Below are 15426 nucleotides of genomic sequence, written 5' to 3'. Positions count from 1 at the left end.
CGTTTTCAATGAGATAATTATTAATCAAGTCTCCTTGACACGGCCTGAGGCGCCGACTATGGTGCGCGCGGCTTACGGGGCACTCCTGTTGATTGATCTGACATGTCGGCGCACTGGGGACAAAGGAACATGTCTTCGGAAAACGACCAAAATGACGATCGGAACACAGATGTTTCGCAAGCGGGTCTGTCGGAACGGCGGGCTCAATTAAGCCGGAAGCTTGATGATCAACGCGTTGCCGATGAAAAGGCAGCCCGAAAATCGGAAAGCAACTCTGCCGGTTATGCGCAGGCGATGAAGCTGTCTTCTGAATTCATCGCGGGCGTTCTGGTGGGGGCCGGGATTGGTTGGGTCGCCGATCAGTGGTTGGGAACGACGCCGTTTGGGCTCATCATTTTCCTGCTGCTGGGGTTTGCCGCGGGCGTTCTGAATGTGTTGCGATCGGCCGGTGTGGTCGAACAGCCGCAAGTCGGGCTGCGGCGCGACAAGAATGCTCCAGACGACGGATCAGACTAGAATTTGTCGCGCCTCCGGGCGCTGTGATTATGAACGAGCGAAGAAGGCTGGCCGGTGGCGAACGATCCGATCTCACAGTTCCAGATCCAGAAGATCTTTCCGATTGAAGTCGGAGGCATGGATTTCTCATTTACCAACTCTTCCCTGTTCATGGTCTTGACCGTGGCGGCGACCTCCGCGTTTCTGATTTTCTCGACCAGCGGTCGCGGCCTGGTGCCGAGCCGGGTTCAGTCGGTGTCGGAGATGATGTATGAGTTCATAGCCAGTACGTTACGAGACGCGACCGGGTCGGACGGGATGCGGTTCTTTCCGCTCGTCTTCTCTCTTTTCATGTTTATCCTGGTCGCCAACCTCTTCGGGATGTTCCCGTATTTCTTCACCATAACGAGCCACATCATCGTCACGTTCGCGCTGGCCATGCTGGTGATTCTGACAGTGATTATCTACGGTTTCCTGCGTCACGGCATGAGCTTCCTCAAACTGTTCATCCCAAGCGGAGTGCCAGGCGCGCTTATTCCGCTCGTGACCATGATCGAAGTGATCTCGTTTCTTTCCCGTCCGATCAGCCTTTCCGTTCGCCTGTTTGCGAACATGCTGGCTGGCCACATCACCTTGAAGGTGTTCTCCGGTTTCGTCGTGAGCCTTGGTGCGATGGGTGCGGTCGGTATCTTCGGTGCAGTTCTTCCACTTGCAATGACGGTCGCGCTGACAGCGCTCGAATTCCTCGTTGCATTCCTGCAGGCCTACGTCTTCGCCGTTCTGACCTGCATGTATCTGAACGACGCCCTTCATCCTTCTCACTAAGGGCAATCCAATCACACGGCCTGTGGCGCCGTAAGTGAGCAATCTGCAAACACATCTAGGAGCACGTGTCATGGAAGCAGAAGCAGCAAAATACATCGGTGCAGGTATCGCATGTCTCGGCATGGGCGGTGCAGGTATCGGCCTCGGCACCATCTTCGGTAACTACCTCGCTGGCGCTCTGCGCAACCCGTCTGCAGCTGATGGCCAGTTCGGCCGTCTGATCTTCGGCTTCGCCGTGACGGAAGCTCTGGGCATCTTCTCACTTCTGATCGCCTTCCTCATCCTGTTCGCTTAATCGCTCACCCGCAGCGATATTCGACGCGACTCCGGTGGCGGCGCACTGAAAGCGCCGCCTGACCGGACTTAGGAGACAGGAAATGGCAGGCGATACGACCACTGAAAGCCATGCAGCGATCGCTGACACGGCCGCCGAGCACGGTGTGGGCTTCCCACCGTTCGACGCGACCACTTTTGCGTCCCAGCTGCTGTGGCTCGCCATCACCTTCGGCGTCTTCTACTGGATCATGAAAAACGTGGCGATGCCGCGGATTGCAGGGATCCTTGAGGACCGCAAGGACCGCATCGCCGGTGATCTTTCCGAGGCCAACCGCCTGAAGGACGAGACCGACGCGGCGATCGCAGCCTACGAGCAGGCGCTGGCGGAAGCCCGCAACAAGGCTCACAGCATTGCGCATGACACACGTGCGAAGCTGAAAGCTGAACAGGAAGCTCGCCGCGAAAAGGCGGAAGCAGAGCTGAACGAGAAGCTGCAGGCTGCGGAAACGCAGATCACCGGTATCAAGACCGAGGCCTTGTCGCAGATCGGCGATATCGCCGGAGACACCACATCGGCGCTCGTCGAGCAGCTGATTGGAAAGGCTCCGACGAAAACCGACCTGACCAAAGCGCTGAAGTCGGCGATGGACTGAGGAGACGATCATGGATGCAACATTTTGGGCCCTGATCGGTCTTGTTCTCTTCTTTGCCCTGATTGCCTACCTCAAGGTTCCGGGCAAAATTGGTTCGTCTCTCGACAACCGCGCCGACGGTATTCGCAAGGAACTGGAAGAAGCGCGCAAGATGCGCGAAGAAGCCCAGGAATTGCTGTCGGAATACCAGCGCAAGCGTCACGAGGCTGAAGGTGAAGCGGAAGCCATCATTGCCGAGGCGAATGCCGAGGCCGAACGCCTGACGGTGGAAACCAACAAGGCGCTTGAAGAAATGATCGCGCGGCGCACCAAGGCAGCCGAGGTCAAGATCGCACAGGCGGAAACGCAGGCAATCGCTGAAGTTCGGGCCAAGGCAGCGGACATCGCTGTTGCAGCGGCAGAGGAAATCCTTGCCGCCAAGGTCAAGGACACGGTTGCCGACGACATTCTTTCCAAGAGCATCGACCAGGTGAAAGAACGCTTGAACTGATTGGCGACAGTCGGATTGAACACTGAAAGAGCGGCCCATGGGCCGCTTTTTTTGTTTCCCCACGAGTTGCCAGCTGTCGGAACTTCGGCAACCATAGGCACAATCACACAAAGACACGTCTCGCGGAACGCGGAACGAAAATGTCGAAACCGGCAATGCCTAGGCTGCTGCTGGTGATTTGGGAGGATGCCATGCTGGACAAGACGGAGCGCGCAGCACCGGTCTGGATTGATGAGAGCTCCTGCTCCATCGAAGATTTCAAGCGCCACTTGGATCAGAAATCGGAGAGCGCGGATTATCCGGCTGCCGCCGATATTGTATCCGACATTCCGGTCTATGACGGCGCTGCGCTCTTACAAAACAATACCGGCGAGGCCGCCTGGCGGGACATAATGGCAGAATGGAACCGCTCCTTTTCGAGCGGGCCCGGCATTATCGTCATCCGCGAGGGTTACACGGACATCGCTCTCCTTGATGCGGTGACCGATGTTTTGAACCGTATCATGAAAGAGGAGGCCGAGCAGGATAGCGGCCAGGGCGATCACTTTGCTGCAGCCGGAGCAAACACTCGGATCTGGAACGCGCATGAGAAGCTCTGTGTTGCCGATCCGGAGCTGTTCATCCGCTACAATGCAAATGATCTCTTACGCCGGGTGAGCGAAGCCTGGCTCGGACCGGGTTACCAGATCACCTGCCAGGTCAATGTCGTCCACCCGGGCGGCCAGGCCCAGGTCGCCCACCGTGATTACCACATGGGTTTTCAAGGCGCCGCGCTGATGCAGGCGTATCCGGCTTCACAGCACGCCGTCTCATGCCATTTGACGCTTCAAGGCGGTATCGCCCACAGCGACATGCCGGTCGAGGCCGGACCCACAAAACTTCTTCCGTTTTCACAAAGTTATCTTCCAGGTTATCAGGCTGTGCTCCTGCCCGAATTCCGGGCCCATTTTGAACAGCACCACGTCCAGATGCCCTTGCAAAAGGGAGACCTTCTGTTTTTCAATCCCGCAACTTTCCACGCTGCAGGCGAGAACCGGACAAGTAACGTTGAGCGGTTTGCCAACCTCCTTCAGATAGGCTCGGCCTACGGACGGTCGATCGAGATTGTGGATCGCTTGCGCATGTCCCTTGCCGCCTATCCAGCGCTTCTCGCGGCCAAGGCGAACGAAGGGCTCAGCGCGCGTGAGATCGACACTGTCGTGTCCGCAACGGCGGAAGGCTATCCCTTTCCCGCAAATCTGGACATCGATTCTCCTTTGTCGGGGATGGCGCCACCCAGTCAGCAGGACATCATGCGCCAGGCACTAACGGAAGCATGGCCGGCAGAGAAATTCGCGTCGGAGGTCAAGGAACAGGCCACGCGCAAGCGGTCGCATTGAGCTATCCGGGAACGGATCAATTCAGTCCTCGAGACAGGCAGCTATAGCGTCACCTTTTCGATATGCCTTTAGGCAACCCAATTGGTTTCACTGATACGGAACAACCCTTGTCATCCCGGTTTGATGCGCAGCATCAAGACCGGGATCCAGTATTCTCGGCACGAGATTGCGTGTACTGGATCCCTGCCGTCGCAGGGATGACAAGCGGTGGAGGCTGGTGTGTTTCGCTCGTCCTGTGTAACCGGACCCATTGAACCATCCAGACGTGGACTATTTTAGCCCTCTGGCCAGGTAGTTGGCATTGTCACCCCTCCGATATGTGCGAGCGCAATGCAACCGGCTTACTCCCATGGAAACAGCGATTGTCATCCCGGTTTGATGCGCGGCATCAAGGCCGGGATCCAGTACTCACGGCAGGAGTTTTTGGGTGCTGGATCCCTGCCTGCGCGGGGATGACAAGCGGTGGATGCTGGTGTTTTTGCTCGTCCTGTGTAACCGAACCCATTGATCCGTCCAGGAGTGGACTATTTTAACCCTCTGGCCAGGTGGTTGGCATTGTCACCCCTCCGATATGTGCGAGCGCAATGCAACCGGCTTACTCCCATGGAAACAGCTGTTGTCATCCCGGTTTGATGCGCGGCATCAAGACCGGGACCCAGTATCCACGGTGCGAGTATGTGTCTACTGGATCCCTGCCGTCGCAGGGATGACAAGCGGTGGAGGCTGGTGTGTTTCGCTCGTCCTGTGTAACCGGACCCATTGAACCATCCAGACGTGGACTATTTTAGCCCTCTGGCCAGGTGGTTGGCATTGTCACCCCTCCGATATGTGCGAGCGCAATGCAACCGGCTTACTCCCATGGAAACAGCTGTTGTCATCCCGGTTTGATGCGCGGCATCAAGACCGGGACCCAGTATCCACGGTGCGAGTATGTGTCTACTGGATCCCTGCCGTCGCAGGGATGACAAGTTGCGGGTGCTGGTGTGTTTCGCTCGTCCTGTGTAACCGAACCCATTGATCCGTCCAGGAGTGGACTATATTAACCCTCTGGCCAGGTGGTTGGCATTGTCACCCCTCCGATATGTGCAGGCGCAATGCAACCGGCTTACTCCCGTGGAAACAGCGATTGTCTTCCCGGTTTGATGCGCAGCATCAAGGCCGGGACCCAGTATCCACGGTGCGAGTATGTGTCTAATGGATCCCTGCCGTCGCAGGGATGACAAGCGGTGGATGCTGGTGTTTTTGCTCGTCCTGTGTAACCGAACCCATTGATCCGTCCAGGAGTGGACTATTTTAACCCTCCGGCCAGGTGGTTGGCATTGTCACCCCTCCGATATGTGCGAGCGCAATGCAACCGGCTTACTCCCATGGAAACAGCTGTTGTCTTCCCGGTTTGATGCGCAGCGTCAAGACCGGGATCCAGTATCCACGGCGCGAGTATGTGTCTACTGGATCCCTGCCGTCGCAGGGATGACAAGTTGCGGGTGCTGGTGTGTTTCGCTCGTCCTGTGTAACCGAACCCATTGATCCGTCCAGGAGTGGACTATATTAACCCTCTGGCCAGGTGGTTGGCATTGTCACCCCTCCGATATGTGCAGGCGCAATGCAACCGGCTTACTCCCGTGGAAACAGCGATTGTCTTCCCGGTTTGATGCGCAGCATCAAGGCCGGGATCCAGTACTCACGGCAGGAGTTTTTGGGTACTGGATCCCTGCCTTCGCAGGGATGACAAGTTGCGGTGCTGGTGTGTTTCGCTCGTCCTATGTAACCGGACCCATTGAACCATCCATGGGTGGATTACTTTAATTCTCATGGAGGGCGGTTGGCATTGTCACCCCTCAGATATGTCTAAGCGCAATGCAACTGGTTTACTTCGGCCCAAACAACCTTTGTCCTCCCGGTTTGTTGCGTAGCATCAAGACCGGGATCCAGTATTCTCGTTGCCAGTTTGTGTGTACTGGACCTCTCTCTTCGCAGGTACGGTAAGTGGTGCAGCACGCAAAGATTACTCGCCCTTGTGAGCCGCAAGTCTCACGGGCTTGAAACTCATCCGGTGGTGCGGGGAAGGGCCGAGTTCGTTCAATGCTGCCTGGTGCCGGGGGACGCCATATCCCTTGTGCTGGTCGAAACCGTAGCCGGGAACATAATGTTCCAGACGCACCATCATCCGATCCCGCGTAACCTTGGCGACGATGGAGGCAGCTGCAATGCAGAGACAGCGTCCGTCGCCTTTGACCAAGGCCTGTCCGGGTCGGGTCAAGCCTGGCGGAACATCGCGTCCGTCGACGAGCACGTAGCGTGGAGTGACAGCGAGACCATTCACCGCGCGCACCATGGCAGCAAGTGTCGCCGCGCGGATGTTCAGCCGGTCGATTGATGCAGGCGAAGCGCTTGCGACACTGACCAGGGCACTTGAAACGATCTGTTCAAACAGCTCTTCACGTTTCGCTTCGCTCAGCTTCTTGGAATCGTCAAGGCCTTCGGGAACGTTGTCATAATCCAGCACGACCGCAGCTGTCACGACCGGCCCCGCCCACGGACCGCGTCCGGCTTCATCAACACCGCAAAGTCTGCCGCCGTAAGTGCTGGCATGCCGGCGTTCGGTTGTAAGGTCCGGACTGTCCGGGAATGGCAGATCAAAGAGCGATGGGGTGCGTGTCATCAGTAGGAAGCTGCCGGTTGGGAGTGTCCGCCGCAAGCTGGAATCCTAAAAGAGATCCAGTTGCACACCACCTTTTTGCGGCTGGACGAAGTCGGCAATGTTGAGTTTCTTCCGTCTCAGATTGAGCCCGAGGCGTTTGGCCGCGAGCGAAAAGCGCTTGGCGATCTGGTCCGCGTAGGGACCGCGGCCTCGCATACGTTCGCCCCACCTGGCATCGTAGTCCTTGCCGCCGCGCATGGAGCGAATGAGGCTCATCACGTGGCGGTATCGGTCAGGCCTCTCCCGCAACAGCCAATCGCGGAAGAGTTCTGAAACTTCCAGCGGCAGGCGCAGAAGCACGAAACTTGCTTCTGTCGCACCGTGCTCAGCAGCCGCTTCGAGCACGGATTCGATTTCGCTGTCGGTCAGGGCAGGAATAATCGGTGCCATCATGACCGTTGCAGGAACACCTGCTTCCGAAAGCAACCGGATCGCACCGAGCCGCTTGTGAGGAGCTGAAGCGCGGGGCTCCATCGCTCGTGCGAGCTTTCTGTCGAGCGTTGTGACCGAGAGCGCTACCTTGACCAGATTGCGTTCTGCCAGCCTGGAAAGGATGTCGATATCGCGGGTTACGAGAGATGATTTCGTAACGATGGCAACCGGGTGCGAACAGCTATCCATGACCTCCAGAATCTCGCGCATGAGATGGTAGCTCTTTTCCAGGGGCTGATAGGGGTCGGTATTGGTGCCGATGGCGATCACACGCGGCGTATAGCCGGGTCTGGACAATTCACGCTCCAGCAACGCTGCCGCATTGGGCTTTGCAAACAGTCTGGTCTCGAAGTCCAGGCCCGGCGACAAGCCCATGTAAGCGTGCGTGGGCCGGGCGAAACAATAGATACAACCGTGTTCACAACCCCGGTATGGATTGATCGAGCGGTCAAAGGAGAGATCTGGCGAGTCGTTGCGGGTGATAATCGTTCGTGCGCGCTCTTCCTGTACCTCTGTTTTGAGAGGCGGGAGGTCGTCGAGCGTTTCCCAGCCGTCGTCGAAACTTTCCCGTGACACCGGCTCGAAGCGGCCGGATGCATTTGTTGCCGCTGCCCGGCCTCTGCGCCTGTCGCCGGGAAGCCTTGAAGCGGCAGAATCCGTAGGGTCTTCCAGCGTCAAATCAACCTCGGAGTGTAGCACGGAACTCATGAAAACATATCGATGTGGTTTGAGAACATATCAGGAACATTAGCTCAAAAATCACGTATTACAACCCGCATATTTCGCACTTGCGAATTTTTGATGTAAAAGACTGCACCATGATCAGTGTCATAGTACCGACAAAGAATTCAGAGACCGAGCTTGTGCACGCACTTTCGTCCCTGGTGACAGCTGCTGCCGAAGGCGTCATACGCGAAGTCATTGTTGTGGATGGCGGCTCAAGTGACGGCACCGAGCGCGTTGCAGATGCCGCCGGTTGTCAGTGGGTCAGTTGCAAATCCATGTCGCGCAGCGAGCGCCTGGCCTATGGTGCCGGACTGTCGCGGCGTGGTGACTGGCTTTTGTTCCTGCGCCCGGAAACATTGCTGGAAAACGGCTGGCACCATGAAGCCCAGGCGTTCATCGAGCGGGCGGGCCGGGCACCCAACGGTAGCAGGACCGCCGCAAGTTTCCGGCTCAGATACGAAGCTTTCGGTTTGAGCGCCCGTATAAGCGAATCCATTGCCGCGCTTCGTTCCCAATTGCTGGGAATGCCTTATGGCAATCAGGGTCTTTTGATATCGCGGCAGTTTTATCAGAAACTGGGCGGGCACCGGCCATTGCCGGAACTCGAGGATCTCGACATCGCCAAGCGGATAGGCCGAAGCAGGATCGTCTTCCTGCGCGCAGCAGCAGTCACATCGGGAGAAGCGGAAGGCGACGGCGCTGTTTCGCGTTTCCGCCAGGCTCTTGCCCGGTTTTGCGTCGGCACGCTGCGCATCCCGGCGAGTGTCGCCGTCAAGCTGCACGGCTAGGCACGCATAACTTAAGCGGCAGCCAAGGGTTCAGAGAAATCGACGACCGGCCCGAGCGGCACGATACCGTGCGGATTTCGTGCATCGCTCCTTGAATGATAGCCCCGGCGGTAAATGTCGAGCTTTACGGTCTCGGCAACCCCCGGCAGAGCATAAAAGCGGCGTGCGTAGGCCCAAAGCTTTGGATAGTCGATCAGCCGGCGCTGGTTGCACTTGAACGCGCTCCAATAGGCGACATCAAAACGCGCCAATGTCGGAAACAAACGGACATCGGCCTCCGTCAGTGTGTCGCCAAGGAGCCATTGACCGCTTTCAAGCGTCTTTTCGATACGGTCCAAGGCCTCAAAGACGCCTTTTACGCCTTCTTCATAGGCCGATTGAGAGCGCGCAAACCCTGCCCGGTAAACACCGTTGTTGAGTTTTGGGTAGATGAAACCGTTCCAGTCATCGATGACATTGCGCAGATCTGCCGGGTAAAAATCCGCCTTGTTTTCTGAAATGCCCTGAAAGGCTTCGTTGAACATGCGGATGATTTCAGCCGACTCGTTGCTTACCAGACGGCCCGACTTCGTGTCCCAGAGGACAGGAACCGTAACGCGGCCCGTGTAGGTGTCCGTTCCTGCGGAGTAGACCTCGTGGAGTGCTGAAGCTCCTGAAAGCGTGTCTAAATAACCGTTGTCCGGATCGAAGACCCATCCGTCTTCAGTTCGCTTCGGCGCCAGCACGGAAATGGGAACATGAGGCTGCAACCCTTTGAGTGCGCGCATCAGGAGTGTGCGATGCGCCCAGGGGCAGTTCCAGGCGACATAAAGATGGTAGCGGCCGCTTTCCGCCTTGAACCCGGGGTCACCCGATGGCCCCGCCGAACCGTCTTCCGTCACCCAATTCCGGATCTGCGCCCTGGACCTTTCGAACCGGTCGGAGGCCACGGTATCGCCGGTCGCGTCCGGGTCCCAGGTGCCGTCTACGAGAAGTCCCATGAATGTCTCCGGTTTGCTGGTGAGCGTTACAAGGTGCGGGTCATGCGGACGGAAGGAAAGATGACCCCGCCCGGCAATTTGACTGGAAAAGGCTCGACGTTAAGGAAACCGCAGGCACGGTAGAACGCTTCGCCGTTTAGCGTTGAATAGCAATTGAGTTCACTCAGGCCGGCTGCGATGGCATCCGCGACGCACCGGTCCATCAATGACCGCCCGATGCCGTTTCCGACATGCTCGGGATCGGTGCCGAAATGACGGATATTTCCGTTTGAAGCTGTTTCGTCCCGCCCGGTCGGGGAGTGTTTTGTCCAGCCGCCAACGCCCACGATCTGGCCGGCAGACGTTTCGCACAGATAGTATGTGCCGGACGCCAGCAAATCGGGTTGCGCCACGGTGATCAGGGGAAGCGCGGCCACCAGCGTCTCCGGGTCGTAGGCGTCCGCCAGCAGAGCTGCATAGCTTTTGACAAGCAATGCGGAGACTGCGTCAGCATCGGTGATGTCGGTCGGGCGGAGCGAAAGGGGCATGCCGTCAAGCTTCCTGCAGTTTTCCGCGTTTCAGGTGCTCGTCCAGGCGAGGCATGATTTCCACGAAATTGCACGGCATGTGCCGATAATCGAGCTGCATCTTCAAGATACCGTCCCAGGCATCCTTGCAGGCACCGGGCGAACCGGGAAGTGCAAAGATGTAGGTCGCACCGGCAACTCCGCCGGTCGCGCGTGACTGGATCGTCGAGGTGCCGATCTTGTCGTAGGAGATCCGGTGAAAGACTTCGGAAAACCCATCCATGCGTTTTTCGAAAAGAGGCTCCATCGCTTCCGGCGTAACGTCCCGCCCGGTGAAGCCGGTGCCGCCGGTTGAAATGACGACATCAACACCGTCATCCGCGATCCAGGCGCGGACGGTGTCCTGGATGGCTGGAATGTCATCCTGAACGATCTTGCGGGCAGCAAGCGTATGTCCCGCCTTTGTCAGCCGGTCCGCCAGCGTGTTTCCGGACCTGTCGTCTTCCAGCTTGCGCGTGTCCGAGACAGTCAGGACTGCAATGTTGAGCGGGATGAATGGCCGGGTGTCATCGATACGCGACATGGAAATCTCCTTTGTCCTCAAGACATAGGGGAAGAACGGCGGCGCTTCCAGTGACCAGGCCAAACTTCATACGCAGACGATCGACGCGAAATAAAATTACAAAAAATAACAGGATTGGGACACTTGCAAAATAAATAGGTCAGTATTATTGACTTAAATAACGCAAAAATTGATTTCGAGATAACCATGACGACCTGGGACAGCCTTTACGCAAGACGCGCAACCCGCATGCGCGCTTCTGAAATCCGTGAACTTCTGAAGCTTCTCGACCGGCCGGATGTGATTTCATTTGCCGGGGGTATTCCAGACCCTGCACTCTTTCCTGCGGACGCCTTCAAGGAAGCCTATGGCGAAATCCTGGGAGGGCCGGACGCGGAAAAGGCGCTTCAGTATGGCATTAGCGAAGGCAGTCTGAGGCTGCGCCAATGGATCGTCGGGCACATGAAGGAACTCGGCGTTTCCTGCGGCCCCGAGAACATTCTCATCACCTCTGGATCCCAGCAGGGCCTCGATTACATCGGCAAGCTGTTTTTGTCGGAAGACGACACGGCTCTCGTTCAATGGCCGACCTATCTTGGAGCGATCCAGGCTTTCAACGCCTATGAGCTGCACTTCGACCGTTTGGACCCCGGAACAAACCGGTCGGCGCAAGACTATTTGTCCAGGGCGTCGCAAAAGGGCGGGGCCGTGAAATTCGCATATCTGTCGCCGGATTTTGCGAACCCGACCGGCCTTTCGCTCGGTCTGGACGAGCGCAGGCAAATCCTGTCGCTTGCAGAAGACCTCGGCTGCGCGGTCATAGAAGACGCTCCATACGAGAGCCTGCGCTACGATGGTGAGCCGGTGCCCGCTGTCCTGGCGCTGGACTGCGAGAAAAGCGGAGGTATTGAAAACAGCCGGACGCTTTATTGCGGCAGCTTTTCCAAATCGCTTTCGCCCGGACTGCGTCTCGGTTGGATCTGTGCGGCGTCCGAGGTCATATCCAGACTGGTTCTGATCAAACAGGCGAGCGATCTGAACACACCTGTTCTCAACCAGGAAGCGATGGCGCGCGTCGCCGAGCAAAAATTCGACAGCCACACGGCGCATACCAATGCGATCTACAAGGAGCGCCGCGATGCGATGCTCGCCGCATTGGAGCAGCATATGCCGGCGGGAACGCATTGGTCCAGACCGGAAGGCGGCATGTTCGTCTGGGTCGAGTTGCCGAAGGGGCTGGACGCTGCGGTGTTGCTTGAACAGTCGGTGGAATCCGTAAAGGTTGCATTTGTCCCGGGAGGCGCGTTCCATCCGGATGGAAGCGGTGCAAATACGTTGCGATTGAGCTTTTCTTGCGCCAGCCCCTCGCGAATTGAAGAGGGAATTTCACGCCTTGGTGCCTTGGTTGCCGAAACTGTCACGTCCGGGCTGTAAAGGATACAAATAGAGCAACGAACCGATGTGCCACAGATGGACCTGACGCAGCAGTTGAACAATTATTGTGAACGTGTCGGACCTGAATTCTGGTCGGAGCCGTTGAATGCCATTACCAACGCTGCCTTCCTGATCGCGGCCGTGATTGCATTCCTGATTTGGCGCAAAAAGACACCGGACGATTGGACCGGCCTCGCATTGATCGTCATTCTCGCCGCAATCGGTATCGGTTCGTTCCTGTTCCACACGTTTGCAACGGTGTGGGCGGTGCTCGCCGATGTCATACCGATCGTCATCTTCATTCACGTTTATCTTTTTTTCGCGCTCAACCGTTTCTTGAAGCTTCCATGGTGGGCAGCACTCGGGATCGTCATCGCCTTTCTCGTGGCTACGGTCCTGTTCGCGGACACGCTTTTTGCGCCATTCGTCGGCTCATCAGCTGGCTATGTCCCCGCACTGCTTGCGATCTTCGTGGTCGGCTCCCTGTTTTCCCGCAAGGACAAGAAGCTCGGGGCGCAGGTCCTCCTGACAGGTCTTGTCTTTCTGGTATCGCTAACGTTCCGCACGCTGGACGAGCCGCTCTGTGCACATATCGAGTTCGGAATTCATTTCATGTGGCATATCCTGAACGCCGTTGTGCTGTTTTTGTTAATTCGGGTTCTCATTTTCCAGCGCGCCGGGTAAACCACACAGACACTTCAGGAATTTGCAATTCGGATCGCGAAGCGTCACGCTTCCCAATCACAAGCCAAAGACCAATACAAATACCGAGCGGAACAGGTCAGGGAGCCAGAAAACGTCATGAGCGATAGCAACAAGACCGAACACGATCTGACCGAAGCAGCCCTCTACTATCACGAACATCCCAAGCCCGGGAAACTTGAGATCCAGCCGACGAAACCGCTCGGCAACCAGCGTGACCTTGCGCTGGCATATTCTCCGGGCGTCGCCGCACCCTGCCTTGAAATTGCCGACGATCCCGCGAAGGCGGCGCACTACACGTCCCGTGCCAACCTTGTCGCGGTGATTTCAAACGGTACGGCGGTGCTCGGACTCGGCAACATAGGGCCGCTCGCCTCAAAGCCGGTCATGGAAGGGAAGGCGGTCCTGTTCAAGAAGTTCGCCGGAATCGACGTGTTCGACATCGAGGTCGACGAAACCGATGTCGACAAATTCGTTGACGCCGTTTCGGTGCTTGAACCGACTTTCGGCGGCATCAATCTCGAAGACATCAAGGCGCCCGAATGCTTCATGGTCGAAGCGCGTTTGCGGGAAAAGATGAACATCCCGGTGTTCCATGACGATCAGCATGGAACCGCCATCATCGTCGGCGCGGCCGTCCGTAACGGTCTTCACCTTGCGGGCAAGAAGATTGCAGACGCCAAGATCGTCGCATCCGGCGCAGGCGCGGCAGCGCTCGCCTGCCTCAACATGCTGGTGTCGCTCGGTGCGAAACGGGAAAATATCTGGATCACCGACATCGAGGGCGTCGTCTATGAGGGCCGCGAAAAGCTCATGGACGAGTGGAAGTCGGTATTTGCACAGCCAACCGACAAGCGCACGCTGGACGATATCATCGAGGGTGCTGATGTCTTTCTCGGTCTGTCCGTCGGCGGCGTGCTCAAGCCGCACATGGTCGAAAAAATGGGCAAGGGTCCGCTAATTCTCGCTCTTGCCAATCCGAATCCGGAAATCATGCCGGAGGACGCATTGTCCGTACGCGATGATGTGGTCATGTGTACGGGCCGGTCTGACTATCCGAACCAGGTAAATAACGTTCTTTGCTTTCCGTTCATTTTCCGCGGTGCGCTCGATGTCGGCGCAACAACGATCAATGAGGAAATGAAACGGGCAGCCGTGGAGGCGATCGCCGGACTGGCGCAGGAAGAACCGTCCGATGTTGTGGCGCGCGCTTATGGCGGCAAGACGGAAACGTTCGGGCCCAATTACCTGATCCCGTCGCCGTTTGACCAGCGGCTGATCCTGCGTGTCGCCCCCGCTGTCGCCAAGGCAGCGATGGACTCCGGCGTTGCGACCCGGCCGATAACGGATTTCGATGCCTATTACGACAGGCTGAACCGTTTTGTCTTCCGGTCGGGCCTGATCATGAAGCCGATCATTCAGAACGCCACGAAGGATCCGAAAAAGATCATTTACGCCGAAGGTGAAGACGAGCGCGTGCTGCGTGCCGCCCAGGTGCTGATCGAAGACCATATCGCCAAACCCATCCTGGTGGGGCGGCCCGATGTTCTCAAGCAGCGCTGCGAACGCTTTGGTCTCAAGATCCGTCCCGATGTCGATTTCGAATACGTCAATCCGCAGGAAGATCCGCGTTACCGCGACTACGTGGATGAGTATTTCGAATGCGTTGGCCGTCTCGGCATGCCACCCAGTGCCGCCCGCACGGTTGTACGCACCAACGCGACAGTCATCTCGGCCCTCGCGGTCCGGCGCGGCGATGCGGACGCCGTCATATGCGGATTGGAAGGGCGCTTCATCCGCCATCTTCGCGACATCAAGCAGGTTATCGGCGTTTGTGAAACAGCCAAGGACCTGTCCGCAATGTCGCTGCTGATCAACAGCCAGGGTGCGCTGTTCATGTCGGATACCTTCGTCACCGAAGATCCGACGGCAGTCGAGATTTCGGAAATGGCGGTTCTTGCAGCCGAGGAAATCCGGCGCTTTGGCATCGAGCCGAAGATCGCCTTGCTGTCCATGTCCAATTTCGGCTCAAGGGAGACGGCCTCATCACGCAAGATGCGCGAAGCGCTCGAGTTGATCTGGGAACGCCATCCGGAACTTGAGGCAGACGGCGAGATGCACGGCGATTCCGCTCTCAGCGAGGCTTTGCGTGAGAGTGTCATGCCGGGCAGCAAATTGAAGGGGGAAGCCAATCTCCTGCTTTTCCCGAACCTTGATTCCGCCAATATCGCGCACAACCTTCTGAAGGTCGCGACACAGGCGCTTCATGTCGGTCCGATCCTGCTCGGTGCTGCGAAGACGGCGCATATTCTGACACCGTCCGTGACTTCGCGCGGCGTTGTCAACATGTCGGCGCTTGCAAGTGTGGAAGCCCAGACCCGGCTGGCCGACTGATCTGCTGTTCTGCGCTACAGCATTTTCGATCCGAAAGCTCCAGGACGCGGACCGGGAAACCGGTTCGCGGGTACAGTTATCCC

Annotated in this window: 15 protein-coding genes; 10 read left to right on the top strand and 5 right to left on the bottom strand. The window is 57.5% G+C overall.

The genetic code is table 11. The features are described from left to right. Window positions 1-129: 129 nt before the first annotated feature. The 6 genes from Q0915_RS24530 to Q0915_RS24505 all read left to right on the top strand — a co-directional run bounded on the left by Q0915_RS24530 (window position 130) and on the right by Q0915_RS24505 (window position 4118). Window positions 130-516: an AtpZ/AtpI family protein gene (locus Q0915_RS24530; protein WP_299480291.1), complete on the top strand. Its 387-nt coding sequence runs from the start codon at window positions 130-132 to the stop codon at window positions 514-516. Window positions 517-570: 54 nt separating this feature from the next. Further along, entirely contained in the window at window positions 571-1320 is a 750-nt protein-coding gene (locus Q0915_RS24525) for a F0F1 ATP synthase subunit A (protein WP_299480289.1), read from the top strand. Between the two features lie 70 nt (window positions 1321-1390). Beyond that, the gene (locus Q0915_RS24520; protein ID WP_055111220.1) at window positions 1391-1615 is read left to right on the top strand and encodes a F0F1 ATP synthase subunit C; all 225 of its coding nucleotides are present in this window, start codon (window positions 1391-1393) and stop codon (window positions 1613-1615) included. Window positions 1616-1697: 82 nt separating this feature from the next. Further along, window positions 1698-2249 (top strand): F0F1 ATP synthase subunit B, encoded by a 552-nt coding sequence (locus Q0915_RS24515; RefSeq protein WP_299480287.1) that lies wholly within the window; start codon window positions 1698-1700, stop codon window positions 2247-2249. 10 nt (window positions 2250-2259) lie between these two features. Continuing rightward, the gene (locus Q0915_RS24510; protein ID WP_299480285.1) at window positions 2260-2739 is read left to right on the top strand and encodes a F0F1 ATP synthase subunit B; all 480 of its coding nucleotides are present in this window, start codon (window positions 2260-2262) and stop codon (window positions 2737-2739) included. A 191-nt stretch (window positions 2740-2930) separates the two neighbouring features. Next, window positions 2931-4118 (top strand): phytanoyl-CoA dioxygenase family protein, encoded by a 1188-nt coding sequence (locus Q0915_RS24505; RefSeq protein ID WP_299480283.1) that lies wholly within the window; start codon window positions 2931-2933, stop codon window positions 4116-4118. A gap of 2005 nt (window positions 4119-6123) precedes the next feature. On the opposite strand, the gene Q0915_RS24500 is transcribed toward Q0915_RS24505, so the two are convergent. Beyond that, window positions 6124-6780 (bottom strand): ribonuclease HII, encoded by a 657-nt coding sequence (locus Q0915_RS24500; RefSeq protein ID WP_299480281.1) that lies wholly within the window; start codon window positions 6778-6780, stop codon window positions 6124-6126. Between the two features lie 45 nt (window positions 6781-6825). Then, window positions 6826-7959, bottom strand: coding sequence for a PA0069 family radical SAM protein (locus Q0915_RS24495; protein ID WP_299480280.1), 1134 nt, complete (start codon window positions 7957-7959; stop codon window positions 6826-6828). Between the two features lie 110 nt (window positions 7960-8069). On the opposite strand from Q0915_RS24495, the gene Q0915_RS24490 reads away from it, so the two are divergent. Continuing rightward, complete coding sequence (locus Q0915_RS24490; RefSeq protein WP_299480278.1) at window positions 8070-8765, top strand: glycosyltransferase; 696 nt, start codon at window positions 8070-8072, stop codon at window positions 8763-8765. 11 nt (window positions 8766-8776) lie between these two features. Here the strand turns inward: Q0915_RS24490 and Q0915_RS24485 are convergent, their stop codons facing one another. The 3 genes from Q0915_RS24485 to moaB are packed head-to-tail and all read right to left on the bottom strand — an operon-like array spanning window position 8777 to window position 10834. After that, on the bottom strand, window positions 8777-9745 hold the full coding sequence (locus Q0915_RS24485; RefSeq protein WP_299480276.1) for a glutathione S-transferase C-terminal domain-containing protein: 969 nt from the start codon (window positions 9743-9745) through the stop codon (window positions 8777-8779). Between the two features lie 26 nt (window positions 9746-9771). Further along, entirely contained in the window at window positions 9772-10272 is a 501-nt protein-coding gene (locus tag Q0915_RS24480) for a GNAT family N-acetyltransferase (RefSeq protein WP_299480274.1), read from the bottom strand. Window positions 10273-10276: 4 nt separating this feature from the next. Next, window positions 10277-10834: a molybdenum cofactor biosynthesis protein B gene (moaB, locus tag Q0915_RS24475; protein WP_299480272.1), complete on the bottom strand. Its 558-nt coding sequence runs from the start codon at window positions 10832-10834 to the stop codon at window positions 10277-10279. 186 nt (window positions 10835-11020) lie between these two features. Between moaB and Q0915_RS24470 the strand changes: the two genes are divergently transcribed. From Q0915_RS24470 to Q0915_RS24460, 3 genes are all read left to right on the top strand, one after another. Continuing rightward, window positions 11021-12247 (top strand): PLP-dependent aminotransferase family protein, encoded by a 1227-nt coding sequence (locus Q0915_RS24470; protein ID WP_299480270.1) that lies wholly within the window; start codon window positions 11021-11023, stop codon window positions 12245-12247. Between the two features lie 36 nt (window positions 12248-12283). Next, a complete protein-coding gene (locus tag Q0915_RS24465) occupies window positions 12284-12931 on the top strand; it encodes a ceramidase domain-containing protein (protein WP_299480267.1) in 648 nt (215 codons plus the stop codon). 117 nt (window positions 12932-13048) lie between these two features. Continuing rightward, on the top strand, window positions 13049-15343 hold the full coding sequence (locus Q0915_RS24460) for an NADP-dependent malic enzyme (protein WP_299480264.1): 2295 nt from the start codon (window positions 13049-13051) through the stop codon (window positions 15341-15343). Window positions 15344-15426 lie beyond the last annotated feature (83 nt).

Origin of the sequence: uncultured Roseibium sp., assembly GCF_947494555.1 — a bacterium.
GTDB lineage: Bacteria > Pseudomonadota > Alphaproteobacteria > Rhizobiales > Stappiaceae > Roseibium.
This window is presented reverse-complemented; position numbering and strand designations above follow the sequence as displayed.